Raw genomic sequence first — 17,624 nt, forward strand, 5'->3', positions numbered from 1 at the left:
TTATCCCTTAGGATGAGCAGTCGTTTTTCTCATCAGCGATTGATTATCATATTGATGTGAAGTTAGATGAGCCTGTAGCTGAGCCATAAAGTCCATCACAACAACAACCACAATAAGTAATGATGTCCCACCCAGATAGAATGGAATACCAAATGAACTTTGCAGTACCATTGGCATTAAACAGATTACTGTAATATAGATCGCACCAATAAACGTCAATCGGTTGAGAATATGATCTAAGTAACGAGCAGTTTGCTCTCCTGGACGAATACCAGGCACGTAAGCTCCGCTGCGTTTCAAGTTCTCTGACACTTCTTTAGGGCTGAAAACCAGCGCTGTGTAGAAGTAGCAGAAAAAGATAATTAACGCACCAAAGAGCACCAAATATAACGGTTGCCCAGGCGAAAGCACGAGTGCCAGATCCTGCAGGCTACGCTTAATCAAACCGGCATTTGGATCAGAACTGCCAACCCACTGTCCAAGACTCGCAGGAAACAACAGTAATGAACTTGCAAAAATTGCCGGAATAACACCCGCCATATTAATTTTTAATGGCAGATGTGTCTGCTGAGCAGTGAATACCCGGCGACCCTGTTGCTTCTGTGCATAGTTCACTGGAATGCGGCGTTGCGCTTTCTCAATAAACACAATAGCAGCCAGTACACCAAGTGAAAGCAAGCCAAAAATAACAAGACCGATCAGACTGGTCTGCCCACTGTCAACTGATGACAGGGACTGCATGATCAGATTTGGAAGCCCGGCAACAATACCGGCAAAAATGATCATTGAAATACCATTTCCCACACCGCGTTCAGTGATCTGCTCACCAAGCCACATCAGGAACATAGTACCTGCAACCAGAGAAGACACTGCAGGAACATAAAATGCAAGACCTGAGCTCAGGGTAATCCCCTGACCGATCAGACCTGCACACATACCTACAGCCTGCACAAGCGCAAGCAACAGCGTACCCTGACGGGTATACTGATTGATTTTACGCTTACCCTGCTCACCTTCTTTTTTCAAAGCTTCAAGCGAAGGAACCACAGTCGACATTAACTGCACAATAATAGATGCAGAAATATACGGCATAATCCCTAAAGCAAGAATCGACATCCGCTCAAGTGCACCACCTGAAAACATGTTAAACAAACCAAGGATAGTCCCCTGGTTTGCATTAAACAGATTTTCCAATGCTGCATTGTTAATGCCTGGTACTGGAATATGCGCTCCCAGTCGAAAAACCAGCAAAGCACCGATGAGAAACATCATACGGCTTATAATCTCACGATATTTCACATGAAATGGCTGGCCTTTCATCATATTGACATGACCTGAAGAACTAGGAGACATAGACACTGGAGATTACTCCTCGACTTTACCGCCAGCAGCTTCAACAGCAGCTTTAGCGCCTTTAGTCAATGCAACACCTTGTACAGTGAATGCACGGGTAATTTCACCAGAAAGTACGATACGGGCACGAATCATATCTTTACGCACAACGTTAGCTGCTTTCAGAGTTTCAAGTGAAATAATATCACCTTCAACTTTAGAAAGTTCAGACAGACGTACTTCCGCAGTTTTCAGAGCCTGTTGGCTAGTGAAACCGAATTTAGGCAAACGACGATAAAGCGCAGTTTGACCACCTTCGAAACCTGGGCGTACACCACCGCTCTTACGTGATTTCTGACCTTTGACACCACGGCCACCAGTCTTACCAACGCCAGAACCGATACCACGGCCCAGACGAAGGTTATCACGCTTAGCACCTTCAGCCGGTGCAATTGTATTTAAACGCAGAGTCATGGCTTATTCCTCTACACTAACCATATAGTAGACTTGGTTGATCATACCACGGTTAGAAGGAGTATCTACCACTTCTACGGTATGACCAATACGACGCAGACCTAAACCTTGCAGGCTAAGCTTGTGATTTTTCAAGCGGTGCGAAGCAGATTTAGTCTGGGTAACTTTAATCGTTTTCATGATTGATTACCCTAAAATTTGTTCTACTGAAAGACCACGTTTCGCAGCAACCTTCTCTGGAGAAGTCATGTCACGCAGACCGTTAAAAGTCGCGTTAACAACGTTTGCAGCGTTAGTAGAACCATAACATTTAGTCAATACGTTACGTACACCAACAGCTTCCAGTACGGCACGCATAGAACCACCAGCGATTACGCCTGTACCTTCAGAAGCAGGTTGCATGTAAACACGGCTTGCGCCATGACGTGCATTGATTGGATGTTGCAGAGTGCCGTCAGTCAGTTCTACAGTAATCATGTTGCGACGAGCAGCTTCAAGTGCTTTAGAAATAGCAGCTGGAACTTCACGTGCTTTACCACGACCAAAACCTACACGACCATTACCATCACCTACCACAGTCAATGCTGTGAAAGAGAAGATACGACCACCTTTAACAACTTTGGCTACACGATCAACGGCAACCAGCTTTTCAACAAGACCTTCGTTTTGTTCAACTTTAGCCATGATTAGAACTCCAAGCCGTTTTCACGAGCAGCATCAGCCAAGGCTTTGATACGACCATGATATTTAAAACCAGAACGGTCAAATGCAACTTTAGTTACACCTGCAGCTTTCGCACGTTCTGCGATTAAAGCACCTACTTTAGTGGCAGCTTCAACGTTACCAGTTGTACCAGCGCGTAAAGTAGCATCCAAAGTTGAAGCTTGCGCTAAAACTTTGCCACCATCTGCTGAAATAACTTGAGCATAGATGTGACGCGGTGTGCGGTTTACACACAGGCGAGTCGCACCCAATGCACGGATGTGCAAGCGTGTGCTCTTCGCACGACGCAAACGGGATTGTTTCTTTTCGTTCATAAGAACCTCGCGCCTTATTTCTTCTTAGCTTCTTTACGAAGTACAACTTCGTCAGAATAACGAACACCTTTACCTTTATAAGGCTCTGGTGGACGGTAACCACGGATTTCCGCAGCAACTTGACCTAATTTCGCTTTATCAGCAGATTTCAGGATAATTTCAGTCGCTGTAGGAGTTTCAGCAGTTACACCTTCAGGAAGGTTGTAATCAATCGGGTGAGAGAAACCAAGGTTAAGGTTAACAACGTTACCTTTAACCGCAGCTTTATAACCAACACCGATCAGTTGTAACTTACGTTCGAAACCATCGCTAACACCTTTAACAAGGTTGTTAAGCACAGCGCGAGCAGTACCAGCCTGCATCCAAGCGTCTTTCGACTCTGCTTTAGGAGCAATAACTAATGTACCGTCTTCCTGTTTGAGCTCGACCAGCGCATGCAGGTTGAAAGACAATGTACCTTTAGTGCCTTTCACTTCGACCTGCCGGCCGTTCTGAGTAACTGTCACACCGTTAGGCACAGTTACTGGGGCTTTAGCCACACGAGACATGAGGAATCACCTATTAAGAAACAAAAGCAATAACTTCACCACCGATGCCCGCAGCACGTGCAGCGCGATCAGTCATGATGCCTTTGCTTGTAGAAACAATTGCAACACCTAAACCTTGCTTAACGCTAGGAAGGTTATCTTTACCGCGATACTGACGCAGACCTGGACGGCTTACGCGTTTCACAGTTTCAATAACTGGTTTGCCTTCGAAATATTTTAAAGTAATCGTTAAAGTCGCTTTGCCTTCATTATCAGCAACAGCAACATCAGCAATATAACCTTCCTGTTGAAGTACGTTAGCAATAGCAACTTTCAACTTTGAATTTGGCATAGAAACAGTCTGTTTCTTTGCCATCTGTGCGTTACGAACACGTGTTAACATGTCGGCAACGGTATCTTGCATACTCATTTATAGTCGCTCCTTACCAGCTTGCCTTAACAACGCCCGGTACATCACCCTGCATTACTGTGTCACGTAATTTGTTACGGCTTAAACCGAACTTACGGAAGTAACCATGAGGACGACCAGTTAAACCACAACGGTTACGCAGACGTACTGGAGATGCATTACGTGGTAATGCCTGTAACTTCATCATCGCTTCGAAACGTTCTTCATCTGATGCATTTACGTTTGCAATAACAGCTTTTAATTCAGCACGTTTTGCAGCGTATTTAGCAACAGTAGTTTCGCGTTTCAATTCGCGATTAATCATACTTTTCTTAGCCATATCGACCTCTTATTTGAACGGGAAGCCGAAACCACGCATAAGCGCACGGCCTTCGTCATCAGTACGAGCGGTCGTAGTGATAGTAATATCCATACCACGAATACGATCGATCTTATCAAAATCGATTTCAGGGAACATGATCTGTTCCTTGAGACCCATTGAGTAGTTACCACGTCCATCAAATGATTTCGCAGAAAAACCACGGAAGTCACGAATACGAGGAATCGCAATAGAGATCAGACGGTCTAAGAATTCGTACATACGTTCGCCGCGTAAAGTAACTTTACAACCGATCGGCCAACCATCACGGATTTTAAAACCAGCGATTGATTTACGAGCTAAAGTTAAAACTGGTTTTTGACCAGCAATAGCCTGCATATCAGATAAAGCACCATCAAGGAGTTTCTTGTCAGCAGAAGCTGCACCAACACCCATATTGATAGTGATTTTAGTGATGCGAGGAATCTCCATCACATTACCCAGGCCAAGTTCTTCTTTTAACTTAGCGCGGATTTCGTCGTTATAACGTGTTTTAAGTCTGGCCATAGCCTATTTCAACCTATTACTTCGCTACCGCCACTGATTCACCATTTGATTTGAATACGCGAGTTTTCACGCCTTCAATCACTTGGTAACCAACACGGTCAGCCTTTTGGGTTGCAGCATTAAAAATTGCCACATTTGAAATATGAAGCGAAGCTTCCTGAGTAACAATACCGCCTTCAGCGCCTGTTACACGGTTTGGCTTCTGGTGCTTCTTAACAAGATTAAGACCTTCAACCTTAACCGTGTCATTTGAAACAGACAGAACAGTACCCTGTTTGCCTTTTTCTTTACCTGCGATCACAATTACTTGATCGCCTTTTTTAATCTTAGCCATGATTGCCTCTTATAGAACTTCAGGAGCCAATGAAATGATTTTCATGAACTGTTCAGTACGAAGTTCACGAGTCACTGGTCCGAAAATACGAGTTGCAATCGGCGCTTTGTTGTTGTTCAAAATAACAGCTGCGTTATCGTCGAAACGGATAACTGAACCATCTGGACGACGGATGCCGAATTTTGTACGTACAACAACAGCATTCATCACGTCACCTTTTTTAACACGTGCGCGTGGAATAGCTTCTTTTACAGTAACTTTAATAATGTCGCCAACAGAAGCATAACGACGATGTGAACCACCCAGTACTTTAATACATTGTACGCGGCGAGCACCACTGTTGTCTGCTACGTCGAGCATACTTTCGGTCTGAATCATTGCCCTACTCCAAAACCGAGCATCACCGGTCGCAATTTCGAAAGGCTCAAAGAGTACTCGAAATTGACCGATGATGCAACAAGAACGTTAATTACTCAGCAGCTGCTTCAACAACTTCAACCAGAGTCCAAGACTTAGTTTTAGAAATTGGGCGGCTTTCTTTAATGGTTACAACATCACCAGTTTTAGCTGTGTTGTTCTCATCATGAGCGTGTAATTTAGTTGAACGGCGGATTGATTTGCCATACAACGGGTGTTGAACGCGGCGTTCAATAAGCACAACAATAGACTTGTCCATTTTGTCGCTTACGACTTTACCTGTTAACGTGCGAACTGTTTGCTCACTCATTGTCCGTTCCCCTGTTTTTCGGTAAGGAGGGTCTTGATACGAGCAATAGTCTTACGAGTAAGCGCAACTTCATGCGATTTACCCAGTTGACCAGTTGCTTTCGCCATACGAAGACGGAATTGGTTAAGCTGTTGCTCATCAAGCAAAGCTGTCAACTCTTCTACCGATTTTTCACGTAGATCTTTAGTATTCATTACATCACCGTCTTAGTAACGATAGTGGTTTTGAAAGGAAGTTTAGCTGCCGCAAGCGTAAACGCTTCACGAGCCAGTTCTTCACTAACACCATCCATTTCGTACAAGATCTTACCTGGTTTGATTTGGCAAACCCAGTATTCCACAGAACCTTTACCTTTACCCATACGAACTTCTAATGGCTTTTCAGTAATTGGTTTGTCTGGGAAAACACGGATAAAGATCTTACCACCACGTTTAATACGACGGCTGATTGTACGACGCGCAGCTTCAATTTGACGAGCAGTCATCTGACCACGCTCAACAGATTTAAGCGCAATTGTACCGAAAGATACAGTGCTACCGCGATGTGCCAGACCAGTGTTACGGCCTTTCTGCACTTTACGGAATTTAGTACGTTTAGGTTGCAACATGGATTATTCTCCTTTTTCAGCAGAACGATCATTGCGACGACCACGACGCTCCTGACCTTCACCACGACCGCGACCACGTTTAGCTGGACGTTCTTCAGCAGGAGCAGGGTTCATGACTTGTTTCATGCCACCTAAGATCTCACCACGGAAAATCCATACTTTAACGCCAATCGTACCGTAAGTTGTTTCAGCACGCATAGTAGCGTAGTCGATGTCCGCACGAAGTGTATGCAAAGGTACACGACCTTCACGATACCATTCAGTACGTGCAATCTCTGCACCACCTAAACGACCAGAAACTTCAACTTTGATACCTTTAGCACCAGCACGCATTGTGTTCTGTACCGCACGCTTCATAGCACGACGGAACATTACACGTTTTTCCAGCTGAGAAGCGATAGCTTCAGCAACCAGACGTGCGTCCAGGTCAGGGCGATCGATTTCGTTGATGCTTACTTGCGCAGGGATACCCATGATCTGAGTAAGCTCACGCTGTAATTTCTCAATGTCTTCGCCTTTTTTACCGATTACGATACCAGGACGGGCAGTGCTGATTGTTACTTTAGCAGCGCCTGTAGGACGTTCGATAAGAATGTTGCTGATCATTGCGTTCTTAAGTTTTTTAGTCAAAAACTCACGAACCTGCAAATCTTTAAGCAAGTATTCAGCGTATTGTTTCGGACTCGCATACCAGTTGGCGTTATGACGTTTTACAACACCAAGGCGGATACCGATTGGATGAACCTTCTGACCCATATCAAACCCCTACCTTAACGGTAATGTGACAAGTACGCTTAGTAATACGATCTGCACGGCCTTTAGCACGTGGCATAATACGTTTAAGGCTTGTGCCTTCATCAACGTAAATCGTAGTTACCTTAAGGTCGTCTACATCTAAACTGTTATTGTGTTCAGCGTTTGCAATCGCAGATTCCAGTGCTTTTTTAACTAGAACGGCAGCTTTTTTGTTGCTGAAGTTCAGGATATTAAGCGCGTGAGCAACAGATTTGCCACGGATCAGGTCTGCAACCAAACGAGTTTTTTGTGCCGAGATAGCGGCACCGCATAATTTAGCAGTAACTTCCATCATCGCACCTTAACGTTTAGATTTCTTGTCAACACCGTGACCACGATAGGTACGAGTTGGCGCGAATTCACCGAGTTTATGACCAACCATGTGTTCAGATACAATCACTGGAACATGGTTACGGCCATTATGGACAGAAATTGTTAAACCAACAAAATCCGGGAGGATCATCGAACGACGCGACCAAGTTTTGATCGGCTTACGGTTATTAGCCGCGATAGCCGCTTCAACCTTAGCGAACAAGTGCGCATCGACGAATGGGCCTTTTTTCAGAGAACGAGGCATTGTCAGATTCCTTTACTTGTTACTTAACGCGACGGTCGCGAATGATCATCTTAGTCGTACGCTTGTTGGTACGTGTCTTGTACCCTTTAGCTTTTTGACCCCATGGGCTTACAGGTTGAATACCTTTGTTACGCCCTTCACCACCACCATGTGGGTGATCAACTGGGTTCATCGCCATACCACGAACGGTAGGACGAACGCCACGCCAGCGGGATGCACCTGCTTTACCAAGTGAACGAAGGTTGCTTTCTGAGTTAGATACTTCACCTAACACAGCGCGACATTCAACGTGTACTTTACGCATTTCGCCTGAACGCAGACGAACGATTGCGTAAGAACCGTCACGACCCAACAGCTGAACCGAAGCACCAGCAGAACGTGCTAACTGAGCACCTTTACCGATTTTAAGTTCAATGTTGTGAAGAGTAGAACCGATAGGCATGTTGCGAAGTGGCAAGCAGTTACCTGGACGAATTGGAGCATCGTTACCAGACTGTACTTTATCACCAGCGCGAAGACCTTTAGGTGCAATAATATAACGACGCTCACCATCAGCATAAAGCACAAGTGCAATATGAGCTGTACGGTTAGGATCGTATTCAATACGTTCAACTACAGCAGGAATGCCGTCTTTGTTACGTTTGAAGTCAACAATACGGTACTGTTGTTTATGACCGCCACCAACGTGACGAGTCGTAATGTGACCGTTATTGTTACGACCACCAGTACGTTTTTTAGCTTCTGTCAACGGAGCATATGGTGCGCCTTTGTGAAGGTGATTATGAACCACTTTCTCTACAAAGCGACGCCCTGGAGACGTTGGCTTACATTTTTGAATTGGCATAATTTTCGTCCTTATTCCGCTGCGCTTTCAGCGGTATCGCCCAAGTCAGCCATTTCAACATCCTGGCCAGCTTTCAGGGTGACGTATGCTTTTTTAACATCAGAACGGCGTCCGATAGTTTTACCAAAGCGTTTAGTCTTACCTTTAGTGATCGTTGTGTTAACTTTAACAACCTGAACACCAAAGAGTTGCTCAACTGCTTTCTTGATTTCAAGTTTGTTTGCATCAAGTGCAACTTTAAAAACCTGAACACCAGCAGTTTCACCTAAAACTTGTGCTTTTTCTGAGAATACAGGTCCTTGCAGGACTTGATAGATACGTTCGTTGTTCATCCAAGTTCTACCTCAATTTTCTTAGCAGCAGCAACAGACATAACAACTTTATCGAACGCAATCAGGCTAACAGGATCAATACCAGCAGCATCAACCACATCAACGTGTGGAAGGTTACGTGCAGCAAGATACAGATTCTCATCAACAGCATCAGTAACGATCAATGCGCGAACTGCATTCAAGTCGTTAAGTTTCGCAAGCAATTCTTTAGTTTTTGGAGCTGCAACAGCAAACTCTTCAACCAGTACCAGGCGATCTTGACGAACAAGTTCAGCCAGGATGCATTGCATTGCACCGCGATACATTTTACGGTTTACTTTTTGAGACCAGTCCTGTGGACGGGCAGCAAAAGTTTTACCACCACCAACCCAGATCGGGCTGCGGATAGAACCAGCACGCGCACGGCCAGTACCTTTTTGACGGAATGGTTTTTTACCACCGCCAGAAACGTCTGCACGTGATTTCTGTGCTTTAGAGCCTTGACGACCACCAGCTAAATAAGCTGTAACAACCTGGTGTACAAGAGCTTCGTTGAATTCACGACCGAAAGCAACTTCAGATAATTCAACAGCAGAGCCGGAAACAGTATTTAAATTCACAATATTTCCCCTCAGGCCTTGATTGTAGGACGTACAGTTACGTCACCACCGGTAGCACCAGGAACCGCGCCTTTAACAACAAGAACTGAACGTTCAACGTCGATAGCAACGATTTCAAGACCCTGTGTAGTTACGCGTTCAGCACCTAAATGGCCAGCCATTTTTTTGCCTTTGAATACGCGACCAGGAGTCTGGTTTTGACCAGTAGAACCTAAAACACGGTGAGAAACAGAGTTACCGTGTGTAGCATCTTGCGTACGGAAGTTCCAACGCTTAACACCACCTTGGAAACCTTTACCTTTAGACTGACCAGTTACGTCAACAATCTGACCCACTGTGAACAGTTCAACGGTAAGAGAACCACCAACTTCACGACCTTCAAGATCAGCTTCTGTAGCGCGGAATTCCTGAACCAGACGACCAGCAGCAACACCAGCTTTCGCAAAGTGACCTTTCTGAGCGTTAGTTACGCGAGATTCGCGACGTTCACCAGTAGTGACTTGAATCGCTTGATAACCATCAGTTTCAAGCGTTTTGATTTGAGTGATGCGGTTAGGATCAACCTCAATCACTGTTACAGGTACAGAAACACCAGCATCTGTAAAGATACGTGTCATACCGCACTTGCGACCGACTAAACCAATAGCCATGTGCATAAACCTCTAAAAAAGCGGCCTAATTAACTTAGAGCGTTAATTAACCGAAAGCCTTAACCCAATGCGATCTGAACATCAACACCAGCTGCAAGATCCAACTTCATCAGTGCATCTACAGTTTTGTCTGTAGGCTGAACGATGTCGATCAGACGTTTATAAGTGCGGATCTCATACTGGTCACGCGCATCTTTGTTAACGTGTGGTGATGTTAAAACGTTAAAACGTTCGATACGGGTAGGCATCGGGATTGGACCACAAACCTGTGCACCAGTACGTTTTGCTGTTTCTACGATCTCTTGAGAAGATTGATCAATTAAACGGTGATCAAAAGACTTAAGACGGATACGAATTCTCTGGTTAGACATACCAGTTAACTCCAAGCCAAATATATAAAGAATCACTCCTGACGCATCTCACCCCACTAAAAAGGCAAGTGTCAAGAGCAGTGAATATCACTAAGGTCATGATCGATGCCACGACTGTCACGATGCTGACTGTTTTATTCACAGCCAACCCCCTTTCATTAAAGGGTCGCTCATTATAGCGATTGTTTAATGCATAAGCAAACTTCTTTTACCTTTTTTCGTTTTGATTACAGAAGTTCAGCAGGATCAGGTGTTTATTATTTAATCAGCACGCAGTTTTAGCCAGAACATAGTCTATTGCTCTGTTGAGCAGCTGATTTCCCTGCTCAAAACAGTGTTCTGGCGATTGCTTCAACTCCTTTTCGTTCTGCACATAGATACCATTAAAAACCGCAAGCTCCTCATCATTTTCCAGAAACATCTGTAATACCTCTGGGGTCATTTCAGGATGGAACTGAAAACCCAGCACATTACTGCCCAGCTGATACATCTGATTACGGCAAACACTGTTTTCAGCAAGATGAACCGCCCCTTTCGGCAGTTCAAATGTTTCACTGTGCCACTGCATGACACTGAAGACTTCAGGCAGTTCAAAAGTTCCTTCCGGTACATTTCCAACCTTCGTCACGGATGTCCACCCAAGCTCCTGATGACGGTTCCGGCTGACAGCCGCACCCAGTGCACTGGCAATCAGCTGTCCGCCCAGACAAAGACCGATAGCCGGCTTTCCCTGTGCCAGATAACGGCGTATCCAGCGCTTTTCAACTTTCAGCCATGGAAAATTTGCTTCGTCATTTACACTCATTGTGCCACCCATAATAATGAGCAGATCAACATCATTGATCTCTGGCAGTGCTTCAAGCTCAAGTGGCTGCTCCACAGGTAATGCAAAAAATTCGGTTGCCGTAATCTCTGCATGCCCAGCTTTGAGATAACTCAGACAACTGCCGAAACCTTCACCTGCAATATGTTGAAAATAATGTACTTTTAATGGTGACTTCATCATTTAAAGACTCATTTTTATATTTACTCTGATTAGATTTAGCAAAAATAAAGCCAACTTCTGTTTTTGTTATATTTTTAAACATTTACAGGGTTCTCTAGCCATAAAACACCGTTTACTCTTAAGCTTAGGTCAATCAGCAATAATTTTTAGAGTATATCTGTGGACAAAAAATTTCAGACAGCACTGATTCATGCACCAAGAAAAGCCGGTCAGTATATTGAAACCATACAACCTCCCCTGTTTCGTGCATCCACGATTATTTTCAGAAACACCGATGCACTGTTTAATCGCCACTGGACCGATGACTACGACTACAGCTATGGCACACATGGAACACCAACCACATTTACCCTGGGCGACAACATTGCTCAGATCGAAGGTGGGAAATACCACCTCCTGACGCCCAGTGGTCTTTCTGCAATAAACCTGGTCAATTCCTGTTTTTTATATCAGGGCGATGAAGTCTGGGTTCCTGACAATATCTACGGCCCCAACATGGAGCATCTGAATTATCTGGAAAGTCATTACGGTATTCAGGTTCGGGTGTATAACCCTATAGATGTAGCGACATTTCAGCCGACTGAAAAAGCAAAGCTGCTGTGGCTCGAGGCTGCCGGCTCCATCACGCTTGAATTTCCTGATCTGATCGGTCTGGTCAAAAAAGCCAGGGCTCATAATATACTGACTGCTTTAGACAATACCTGGGGCGCAGGGCTTGCATTTAATGCTTTTGATTTCAGCAATGAACATCTGAGCGTCGATATAACCGTCCATGCGCTGACCAAGTATCCGAGTGGTGGCGGTGATATTCTGATGGGTTCTGTCATTACTCAGGATAAAGCATTACATCACAAACTGTTCCGTACTCATGCCGTACAGGGCATTGCGATTTCAGGGGATGATGCAGCACTAGTTCAGCGTAGCTTAGCGTCGATGCAAATCCGCTATCAGCATCAATCAAATAGCGCATTACAACTTTTAACGTGGCTCAAAACACAAGAGGCTTTTGCACAAGTCCTTCACTCTGCTGACCCTGAAAATATCAGCCATTCATATTGGAAAGAAACTTGTCAGACCGAACAAAGTGCAGGCTTAGTCAGTGTCATCTTTAAAGCTGAATATGATATGAATGCGATTCGTAAATTCTGCGATGCTTTAAAGCTTTTTAAACTCGGTTTTAGTTGGGGCGGACCAGTCAGTTTAGTGATGTTGTATAACCTGGCTGATATGCGTCATTTAGAGCATTCACATTTACAACAAGGCATATTGGTTCGCTTTTGTATTGGCCTGGAAGACGCTGATGATCTAGTTGCGGATATTCAGCAGGCTTTAAAAGCTTTGTAAATCAAATGCATTTAATAGCACTTAAGAACAACACGCATAGTAAAGCCTGTTGTTCTTTTTTTGGTGCACGTTATTAGAAGTGAGTTACACACATTAAAACATCTATAAGCACTATAAATTCAGTGATTTAATATTTAGTCGGACTTTGTCTGAGCATTGTAAAAACAGATAAAAATTAAGCACAACACATTCTTTCTATGTTAAAAATTAAGCCAATAATTCCAAAGTTTATAGTTAGAAATAGGTTTATTTATGGCAACGCCAATCGTCATTGCAAAAAAAACATCAGATACCTTACAAGACATCGTTTTACATTCACAATTTGCCAACCGTCATGGACTGATTGCAGGGGCGACAGGTACAGGTAAAACTGTAACGCTCAAAGTACTTGCAGAAAGTTTTTCACGTATTGGTGTACCTGTATTCCTTGCTGATGCTAAAGGGGATGTTTCAAGTATTGCCAAAGCCGGCGCATCCAATCCTAAATTTGACGAACGCATTAAAAGCTTAGGAATTGACAGTGTTCCTTTTGCTTCATCTCCAACGACATTCTGGGATCTTTTTGGTGAACAGGGACACCCGATCCGCACCACCATTTCAGAAATCGGTCCGTTACTGCTGGCACAGATGCTTAATCTGAATGACACACAGGAAAGTGTGCTTTCTGCTGTATTCCGCGTTGCAGATGATCAGGGCTTGCTGCTGATTGATTTTAAAGACTTAAAATCCATGCTGACTTATGTCAGTGAAAATGCGGCCAGTCTGAAAGCCGAATATGGCAACCTTTCACCTGCCAGCCTGGGTGCAATTCAACGTAATCTGCTCGCTCTGGCCGATCAGGGTGGAGATAAGTTTTTTGGCGAGCCCAGCCTGGATATCATGGATTTTATTCAGACCGACAGTAATGGTCAGGGATATATCAACCTGCTGGCTGCTGACAAGCTGATGAATACACCCAAGCTGTATGCAACTTTTCTGTTGTGGATGCTCTCAGAGCTGTTTGAAAAACTGCCTGAAGTCGGCGACATGGACAAACCTAAGCTGGTGTTTTTCTTTGATGAAGCGCACTTGCTGTTTGATAATGCCAGCCCTGCACTGCAGGAAAAAATTCAGCAGGTGGTGCGCCTGATCCGCTCAAAAGGTGTCGGTATTTATTTTATTACCCAAAGTCCACTGGATATTCCTGAAAATGTCCTGGGACAACTGGGGAACCGTGTACAGCATGCATTACGGGTATTTACACCAAAAGATCAGAAAGCAGTAAAAACTGCAGCAGATACATTCAGGGCAAATCCTGAGTTTAAGGTGGATGAAGCCATTACTCAGTTAGCTGTGGGTGAGGCGCTGATCAGCTGCCTGGATGAACAGGGTACGCCTCAGATTGTGGAAAAAGGTATGGTGATGCCTCCCTACTCCTCATTCAGCCCAATCACACCTGATGAACGCAAAACACTGATGGCACAAAGCATCGTGGCAGGGGTTTATGAACAGGAAGTAGACCGTGACAGCGCCTATGAAATGCTGCAGCGCAAAGTGTCTGAAAGTGAACAGCAGAAACAGGCTGATGCTCTCTCTGCACAGCAGGCTAAAGAGCAGGATGCACTTGCAAAACAGCAAGCCAAAGAACAGGAGCGACTGGCAAAGCTTCAGGCTAAAGAAGCTGAGAAAGAAGCAGCTGCACGCGCAAAACTGACACAGGATATTGTAGGGACATTTGCAAAAAGTGCTGCCCGCAGCCTGGGAGGCAGTACAGGTCAGAAAATCGTTCGGGGACTGTTGGGGTCGTTGTTTAAGAAGTAGTTTTTTGTTGCAGCCCTATTCAGTAATATATCAAGAATAGGACTGCAACAATTTAACGATTTTCTTTAGATAACAGCCAATCCAAAGCATTCATTTTCACAATACCATTATAATTTGTATCAGCACCGATCCAATCTAAAGTTAAAAGATACTTTGGATAGGAGTCGGATATTTTTTGCAGTGGGCGTAATTCTCGTGCCAAAGTATCTTCGTTGAGCGTGTCTAAAGCCACTTGATAATAAGCAAGATTTTGCATCGTATCGACTGCTACAAAATCAATTTCATATTCATCAATTCGCCCAACATAAACCGTATAGCCACGTCTTAGTAATTCCAGATAAATCACGTTTTCTAAAATATGTCCTTGGTCTGCACTGGCATCGGGCAGCATAATACGGCGTAAACCCACATCAACCAGATAGTATTTTTCTGATGATTGCAGCAACTCACGACCACGCACTTCAAATTGTGCAACACGATAAAATAGCAAACCATCCTGCAAGCCCTGAATATAGCGTTTGACGGTTTCAAAGGAAATTTTCACACCACTAGAAGCAAAGGTGTTTTTGATTTTTTTTATGGAAATGGCTGAGCCTGTGACGCTGGCTAAATATTTTGCCACTCGTTCCAGTGCATTCACATCACTCGTCTTTAAACGTGGAATCACATCTTTAAACATGATACCGGCGTACACAGTTTGCAAATAATCATAGCTTTCTTGCTGGTTCGATATTGCCAGCGTATAAGGAAAGCTGCTGCGGATATACATACCATACAGCACTTCATTGGATAATTGCTGAATAGCAGGATTATTCTCGCTATGCCATTGCTTAAACTCTTGAAATGACAAAGGTAAAATATCTGCTCAATGTAGCGTCCTGTGAGTAGAATTGCCAATTCACCACTTAAAAAGAACGCATTTGAACCTGTAATATATAAGTCGATATACTCTCGTACATAGAGGGAATCTACGACTTTTTCAAATTGTGCAACATGCTGAATTTCACCTAAAAACACATAGTTTTTTTGGCTTTTATCGACTTTTGATAAAATATAGTCAAGCAGTTTACGATAGTCGGTCAGCTCTTCAAATTCCATCATTTCAAAATTAATGGCAATGATATTTTGTGGCTGTACACCCTGTGCCTGTAAATCCTGCTGAAACAATGCCAATAAAGTCGATTTGCCTGAACTACGCACGCCCGACAGCACTTTAATCAGGTCACGGTCTTACCATGTATGCAAAAAGTCCAAATAGGTTTCCCTGCGGATCTTTGGTGTTCTCATGTTTCGCCCACACTCTAATATCTCCACCAATAATATCAAAGTTTAGAGTGTAAGTATGAAGAAATAGAATTTATTCAAAAAGATTAGATTCCACTCTAAACTTTTCTTACAGCATTGTGCGACAAAAATGCTTAATCATCATGATATGACCAACGAATAATCTGAACTATTCCATTATCTTTATTTTTTAAATCACTGATTTCATTATGACGTTTATCTGCCGCTTCCTGATAGGTGTCATAGCGTATGAAGCACTCTGGATACTCACTTAGAACCCCAAATTCAGCATCGACATAGTCCTGAAAATAGCGTTCAACTTCGACATTATAGATATAAACCTCAGTCCGAATTGTAAAGACTGAGCTAACAACATGCTTTAAATCAGCAGCATCACCATAACTAGCTGAACAATAAGCATCGTCATTTGCTGGCTCTGCCTGTACCGCACCAGAACCCAATACTGCTACAAACAATACAGCCCCAACCAAGATTTGATGGATTTTCATGTTTGATTAAAGCCTCATATTTTTTAGGCTAAATCGCTGCCCCACCAATCACCCACTAAAAACCATATTGGCTTTTCTTGGTATCACATTGTTCACGTAAAAAATTCATAGCAGTCTCCAAACGTTTTGCCATTGCTACTGAATCTGCCATAAAACTTACTCCTGAAGTTGTAAGACCACCATTCCAAGTAATACTTCCTTCAATCACAATATCCTCACCAGAACTGTTAGGATAAGGTCTCTTTACATTTGAGATATTATTCCATGCTATTGTCGCTGTATTAGATTTTGATACATAACTACCTCTATCGTCAATTAAGATATTGGATTCCTGATATGACACAGTAACCTCTGTCGTACACCTATCGCCACTTGCAGAAATAATTTTTTTATCTTTAAATTTTGCATTCGAAACAAATGATGGAGGAGTACTCCAGAATGTTGTTGCCTTAGCATTTAATACTTCGACAATAAATTTTTGTGCATTTTCAACACTAGGTTGAGGCGTATTGGCATAAGCAACAGGCACAGTACATAACGCCCCAAAAAGAATTGCCGTAGTTAACTTTTTCATTTTTTGCTCCAAATTAGTTAAGGCTCAATGGGTGGCTGAGGTGGTGTCGGTTCAACCAAACGTACAGGGGCGTTTGCACCATTTACAGTGTTAGGTATAAACTGATTGTCTTTTAAGTCTGCTGCGGACTGAATGAGTTGTTTGCTTAACGCAATGACTTCATCTTGTTTTAAAGTATTATTTGCCCCAAGCTGACAGATATAAAATAAACCTGTATCAAGAAAAGCTGTGCGTTCAGTGGTGGTGGTCAAAAGTGTTGAAGTGGTTGCAATCGCTGCACTTAAAGCCTCTCGCTCTTTTTCATTTCTAGTGGTTTCCAATGCCTTCGTCCATTTCAGGATTTGATCTGACAGTGCAACACTGGCTTTTACATCTTTAGTGGTTAATGCTCGTTGAACACAAGTATGTCCTTTTTTATCTATCACTGCTGCGGAAACATCAGAATTCCAAACAAATAATGACCCAACCGTCTTACCATTACCTCCATCTTGTTCTGCAACTGAAACATATGAACGCTTAAAATATGGTGACACGCAGCCACCACTTAAAACCATGCTTGTCGCCAAACAGACAATGGCGATTTTTTGGAAAGGTATTTTCATAGTG

General features: G+C 43.5%; 27 protein-coding genes and 2 pseudogenes. 2 read left to right on the top strand and 27 right to left on the bottom strand.

Annotated elements, in window-relative coordinates; translation table 11 throughout:
* The 23 genes and pseudogenes from secY to CDG60_RS16000 all read right to left on the bottom strand — a co-directional run bounded on the left by secY (position 1) and on the right by CDG60_RS16000 (position 11,504).
* Positions 1–1,320 (bottom strand): preprotein translocase subunit SecY, encoded by a 1,320-nt coding sequence (secY, locus tag CDG60_RS15890; RefSeq protein ID WP_171405524.1) that lies wholly within the window; start codon positions 1,318–1,320, stop codon positions 1–3.
* A gap of 45 nt (positions 1,321–1,365) precedes the next feature.
* Positions 1,366–1,806 carry a 50S ribosomal protein L15 gene (gene rplO, locus CDG60_RS15895; RefSeq protein ID WP_087512808.1) on the bottom strand — a complete coding sequence of 147 codons (441 nt, stop codon included), beginning with the start codon at positions 1,804–1,806 and terminating at the stop codon, positions 1,366–1,368.
* A 3-nt stretch (positions 1,807–1,809) separates the two neighbouring features.
* On the bottom strand, positions 1,810–1,986 hold the full coding sequence (rpmD, locus tag CDG60_RS15900; protein WP_087512809.1) for a 50S ribosomal protein L30: 177 nt from the start codon (positions 1,984–1,986) through the stop codon (positions 1,810–1,812).
* Positions 1,987–1,992: 6 nt separating this feature from the next.
* On the bottom strand, positions 1,993–2,490 hold the full coding sequence (rpsE, locus tag CDG60_RS15905) for a 30S ribosomal protein S5 (RefSeq protein WP_087512810.1): 498 nt from the start codon (positions 2,488–2,490) through the stop codon (positions 1,993–1,995).
* Positions 2,491–2,492: 2 nt separating this feature from the next.
* The gene (gene rplR / locus CDG60_RS15910; protein WP_004650473.1) at positions 2,493–2,843 is read right to left on the bottom strand and encodes a 50S ribosomal protein L18; all 351 of its coding nucleotides are present in this window, start codon (positions 2,841–2,843) and stop codon (positions 2,493–2,495) included.
* 14 nt (positions 2,844–2,857) lie between these two features.
* Positions 2,858–3,391 (bottom strand): 50S ribosomal protein L6, encoded by a 534-nt coding sequence (gene rplF, locus CDG60_RS15915; RefSeq protein WP_087512811.1) that lies wholly within the window; start codon positions 3,389–3,391, stop codon positions 2,858–2,860.
* A gap of 13 nt (positions 3,392–3,404) precedes the next feature.
* Positions 3,405–3,800, bottom strand: coding sequence for a 30S ribosomal protein S8 (rpsH, locus tag CDG60_RS15920; RefSeq protein ID WP_087512812.1), 396 nt, complete (start codon positions 3,798–3,800; stop codon positions 3,405–3,407).
* Between the two features lie 13 nt (positions 3,801–3,813).
* Positions 3,814–4,119: a 30S ribosomal protein S14 gene (gene rpsN / locus CDG60_RS15925; RefSeq protein WP_087512813.1), complete on the bottom strand. Its 306-nt coding sequence runs from the start codon at positions 4,117–4,119 to the stop codon at positions 3,814–3,816.
* A 9-nt stretch (positions 4,120–4,128) separates the two neighbouring features.
* Positions 4,129–4,665: a 50S ribosomal protein L5 gene (gene rplE / locus CDG60_RS15930; RefSeq protein ID WP_087512814.1), complete on the bottom strand. Its 537-nt coding sequence runs from the start codon at positions 4,663–4,665 to the stop codon at positions 4,129–4,131.
* Between the two features lie 16 nt (positions 4,666–4,681).
* The gene (gene rplX, locus CDG60_RS15935; RefSeq protein WP_087512815.1) at positions 4,682–4,999 is read right to left on the bottom strand and encodes a 50S ribosomal protein L24; all 318 of its coding nucleotides are present in this window, start codon (positions 4,997–4,999) and stop codon (positions 4,682–4,684) included.
* 9 nt (positions 5,000–5,008) lie between these two features.
* Complete coding sequence (gene rplN, locus CDG60_RS15940; RefSeq protein WP_004657680.1) at positions 5,009–5,377, bottom strand: 50S ribosomal protein L14; 369 nt, start codon at positions 5,375–5,377, stop codon at positions 5,009–5,011.
* Positions 5,378–5,468: 91 nt separating this feature from the next.
* Positions 5,469–5,726, bottom strand: a complete 258-nt coding sequence (gene rpsQ, locus CDG60_RS15945; protein WP_004691314.1) for a 30S ribosomal protein S17 — start codon at positions 5,724–5,726, stop codon at positions 5,469–5,471.
* Positions 5,723–5,920 carry a 50S ribosomal protein L29 gene (gene rpmC, locus CDG60_RS15950; protein WP_087512816.1) on the bottom strand — a complete coding sequence of 66 codons (198 nt, stop codon included), beginning with the start codon at positions 5,918–5,920 and terminating at the stop codon, positions 5,723–5,725. Before rpmC ends, rpsQ begins: the two co-directional genes overlap by 4 nt.
* Complete coding sequence (rplP, locus tag CDG60_RS15955; RefSeq protein ID WP_087512817.1) at positions 5,920–6,333, bottom strand: 50S ribosomal protein L16; 414 nt, start codon at positions 6,331–6,333, stop codon at positions 5,920–5,922. Before rplP ends, rpmC begins: the two co-directional genes overlap by 1 nt.
* Positions 6,276–7,089: pseudogene (rpsC, locus tag CDG60_RS15960) on the bottom strand (30S ribosomal protein S3); the annotation flags it as partial. The pseudogene rpsC and the gene rplP, both read right to left, overlap by 58 nt.
* A gap of 1 nt (position 7,090) precedes the next feature.
* Positions 7,091–7,420 carry a 50S ribosomal protein L22 gene (rplV, locus tag CDG60_RS15965; RefSeq protein WP_087512818.1) on the bottom strand — a complete coding sequence of 110 codons (330 nt, stop codon included), beginning with the start codon at positions 7,418–7,420 and terminating at the stop codon, positions 7,091–7,093.
* Between the two features lie 9 nt (positions 7,421–7,429).
* Positions 7,430–7,705, bottom strand: a complete 276-nt coding sequence (gene rpsS, locus CDG60_RS15970; protein ID WP_004281508.1) for a 30S ribosomal protein S19 — start codon at positions 7,703–7,705, stop codon at positions 7,430–7,432.
* A gap of 19 nt (positions 7,706–7,724) precedes the next feature.
* Positions 7,725–8,549 carry a 50S ribosomal protein L2 gene (gene rplB, locus CDG60_RS15975; protein WP_087512819.1) on the bottom strand — a complete coding sequence of 275 codons (825 nt, stop codon included), beginning with the start codon at positions 8,547–8,549 and terminating at the stop codon, positions 7,725–7,727.
* 11 nt (positions 8,550–8,560) lie between these two features.
* Positions 8,561–8,881, bottom strand: coding sequence for a 50S ribosomal protein L23 (gene rplW, locus CDG60_RS15980; RefSeq protein ID WP_087512820.1), 321 nt, complete (start codon positions 8,879–8,881; stop codon positions 8,561–8,563).
* On the bottom strand, positions 8,878–9,480 hold the full coding sequence (gene rplD / locus CDG60_RS15985) for a 50S ribosomal protein L4 (protein ID WP_087512821.1): 603 nt from the start codon (positions 9,478–9,480) through the stop codon (positions 8,878–8,880). The genes rplW and rplD overlap by 4 nt, the downstream gene beginning before the upstream one ends.
* A gap of 11 nt (positions 9,481–9,491) precedes the next feature.
* On the bottom strand, positions 9,492–10,130 hold the full coding sequence (rplC, locus tag CDG60_RS15990) for a 50S ribosomal protein L3 (RefSeq protein WP_087512822.1): 639 nt from the start codon (positions 10,128–10,130) through the stop codon (positions 9,492–9,494).
* Positions 10,131–10,189: 59 nt separating this feature from the next.
* Positions 10,190–10,501 (bottom strand): 30S ribosomal protein S10, encoded by a 312-nt coding sequence (rpsJ, locus tag CDG60_RS15995; RefSeq protein WP_004725677.1) that lies wholly within the window; start codon positions 10,499–10,501, stop codon positions 10,190–10,192.
* 265 nt (positions 10,502–10,766) lie between these two features.
* Complete coding sequence (locus CDG60_RS16000) at positions 10,767–11,504, bottom strand: type 1 glutamine amidotransferase (RefSeq protein WP_087512890.1); 738 nt, start codon at positions 11,502–11,504, stop codon at positions 10,767–10,769.
* 162 nt (positions 11,505–11,666) lie between these two features.
* Between CDG60_RS16000 and CDG60_RS16005 the strand changes: the two genes are divergently transcribed.
* Together CDG60_RS16005 and CDG60_RS16010 are read left to right on the top strand one after the other, a co-directional pair.
* Entirely contained in the window at positions 11,667–12,851 is a 1,185-nt protein-coding gene (locus tag CDG60_RS16005) for a PLP-dependent transferase (RefSeq protein ID WP_087512823.1), read from the top strand.
* A gap of 252 nt (positions 12,852–13,103) precedes the next feature.
* Positions 13,104–14,651 (top strand): helicase HerA-like domain-containing protein, encoded by a 1,548-nt coding sequence (locus CDG60_RS16010; protein ID WP_087512824.1) that lies wholly within the window; start codon positions 13,104–13,106, stop codon positions 14,649–14,651.
* A gap of 52 nt (positions 14,652–14,703) precedes the next feature.
* Here the strand turns inward: CDG60_RS16010 and CDG60_RS16015 are convergent.
* The 4 genes and pseudogenes from CDG60_RS16015 to CDG60_RS16030 form a co-directional block, all read right to left on the bottom strand.
* A pseudogene (locus tag CDG60_RS16015) lies at positions 14,704–15,938 on the bottom strand (ATP-binding protein).
* 131 nt (positions 15,939–16,069) lie between these two features.
* Positions 16,070–16,444 carry an RNA-binding protein gene (locus CDG60_RS16020; protein ID WP_087512825.1) on the bottom strand — a complete coding sequence of 125 codons (375 nt, stop codon included), beginning with the start codon at positions 16,442–16,444 and terminating at the stop codon, positions 16,070–16,072.
* Between the two features lie 55 nt (positions 16,445–16,499).
* Positions 16,500–17,018, bottom strand: a complete 519-nt coding sequence (locus CDG60_RS16025) for a hypothetical protein (RefSeq protein ID WP_087512826.1) — start codon at positions 17,016–17,018, stop codon at positions 16,500–16,502.
* Between the two features lie 17 nt (positions 17,019–17,035).
* Complete coding sequence (locus CDG60_RS16030) at positions 17,036–17,620, bottom strand: hypothetical protein (protein WP_087512827.1); 585 nt, start codon at positions 17,618–17,620, stop codon at positions 17,036–17,038.
* Positions 17,621–17,624 lie beyond the last annotated feature (4 nt).

Origin of the sequence: Acinetobacter chinensis, assembly GCF_002165375.2 — a bacterium.
In the GTDB taxonomy this organism is placed as follows: Bacteria; Pseudomonadota; Gammaproteobacteria; order Pseudomonadales; family Moraxellaceae; genus Acinetobacter; species Acinetobacter chinensis.

Coding starts and splice junctions, on each gene's coding strand:
- rpmD (WP_087512809.1), bottom strand. CDS start 1,986: ATGAAAACGATTAAAGTTACCCAGACTAAATCTGCTTCGCACCGCTTG.
- rplF (WP_087512811.1), bottom strand. CDS start 3,391: ATGTCTCGTGTGGCTAAAGCCCCAGTAACTGTGCCTAACGGTGTGACA.
- CDG60_RS16030 (WP_087512827.1), bottom strand. CDS start 17,620: ATGAAAATACCTTTCCAAAAAATCGCCATTGTCTGTTTGGCGACAAGC.
- rplR (WP_004650473.1), bottom strand. CDS start 2,843: ATGAACGAAAAGAAACAATCCCGTTTGCGTCGTGCGAAGAGCACACGC.
- CDG60_RS16010 (WP_087512824.1), top strand. CDS start 13,104: ATGGCAACGCCAATCGTCATTGCAAAAAAAACATCAGATACCTTACAA.
- rplP (WP_087512817.1), bottom strand. CDS start 6,333: ATGTTGCAACCTAAACGTACTAAATTCCGTAAAGTGCAGAAAGGCCGT.
- rpsH (WP_087512812.1), bottom strand. CDS start 3,800: ATGAGTATGCAAGATACCGTTGCCGACATGTTAACACGTGTTCGTAAC.
- rpsJ (WP_004725677.1), bottom strand. CDS start 10,501: ATGTCTAACCAGAGAATTCGTATCCGTCTTAAGTCTTTTGATCACCGT.
- CDG60_RS16020 (WP_087512825.1), bottom strand. CDS start 16,444: ATGAAAATCCATCAAATCTTGGTTGGGGCTGTATTGTTTGTAGCAGTA.
- rplC (WP_087512822.1), bottom strand. CDS start 10,130: ATGGCTATTGGTTTAGTCGGTCGCAAGTGCGGTATGACACGTATCTTT.
- rplB (WP_087512819.1), bottom strand. CDS start 8,549: ATGCCAATTCAAAAATGTAAGCCAACGTCTCCAGGGCGTCGCTTTGTA.
- rplX (WP_087512815.1), bottom strand. CDS start 4,999: ATGGCTAAGATTAAAAAAGGCGATCAAGTAATTGTGATCGCAGGTAAA.
- CDG60_RS16025 (WP_087512826.1), bottom strand. CDS start 17,018: ATGAAAAAGTTAACTACGGCAATTCTTTTTGGGGCGTTATGTACTGTG.
- rplV (WP_087512818.1), bottom strand. CDS start 7,420: ATGGAAGTTACTGCTAAATTATGCGGTGCCGCTATCTCGGCACAAAAA.
- rplO (WP_087512808.1), bottom strand. CDS start 1,806: ATGACTCTGCGTTTAAATACAATTGCACCGGCTGAAGGTGCTAAGCGT.
- rplW (WP_087512820.1), bottom strand. CDS start 8,881: ATGAACAACGAACGTATCTATCAAGTCCTGCAAGGACCTGTATTCTCA.
- rpmC (WP_087512816.1), bottom strand. CDS start 5,920: ATGAATACTAAAGATCTACGTGAAAAATCGGTAGAAGAGTTGACAGCT.
- CDG60_RS16000 (WP_087512890.1), bottom strand. CDS start 11,504: ATGAAGTCACCATTAAAAGTACATTATTTTCAACATATTGCAGGTGAA.
- rpsQ (WP_004691314.1), bottom strand. CDS start 5,726: ATGAGTGAGCAAACAGTTCGCACGTTAACAGGTAAAGTCGTAAGCGAC.
- rpsS (WP_004281508.1), bottom strand. CDS start 7,705: ATGCCTCGTTCTCTGAAAAAAGGCCCATTCGTCGATGCGCACTTGTTC.
- rpsE (WP_087512810.1), bottom strand. CDS start 2,490: ATGGCTAAAGTTGAACAAAACGAAGGTCTTGTTGAAAAGCTGGTTGCC.
- rpsN (WP_087512813.1), bottom strand. CDS start 4,119: ATGGCTAAGAAAAGTATGATTAATCGCGAATTGAAACGCGAAACTACT.
- rplE (WP_087512814.1), bottom strand. CDS start 4,665: ATGGCCAGACTTAAAACACGTTATAACGACGAAATCCGCGCTAAGTTA.
- rplN (WP_004657680.1), bottom strand. CDS start 5,377: ATGATTCAGACCGAAAGTATGCTCGACGTAGCAGACAACAGTGGTGCT.
- secY (WP_171405524.1), bottom strand. CDS start 1,320: ATGAAAGGCCAGCCATTTCATGTGAAATATCGTGAGATTATAAGCCGT.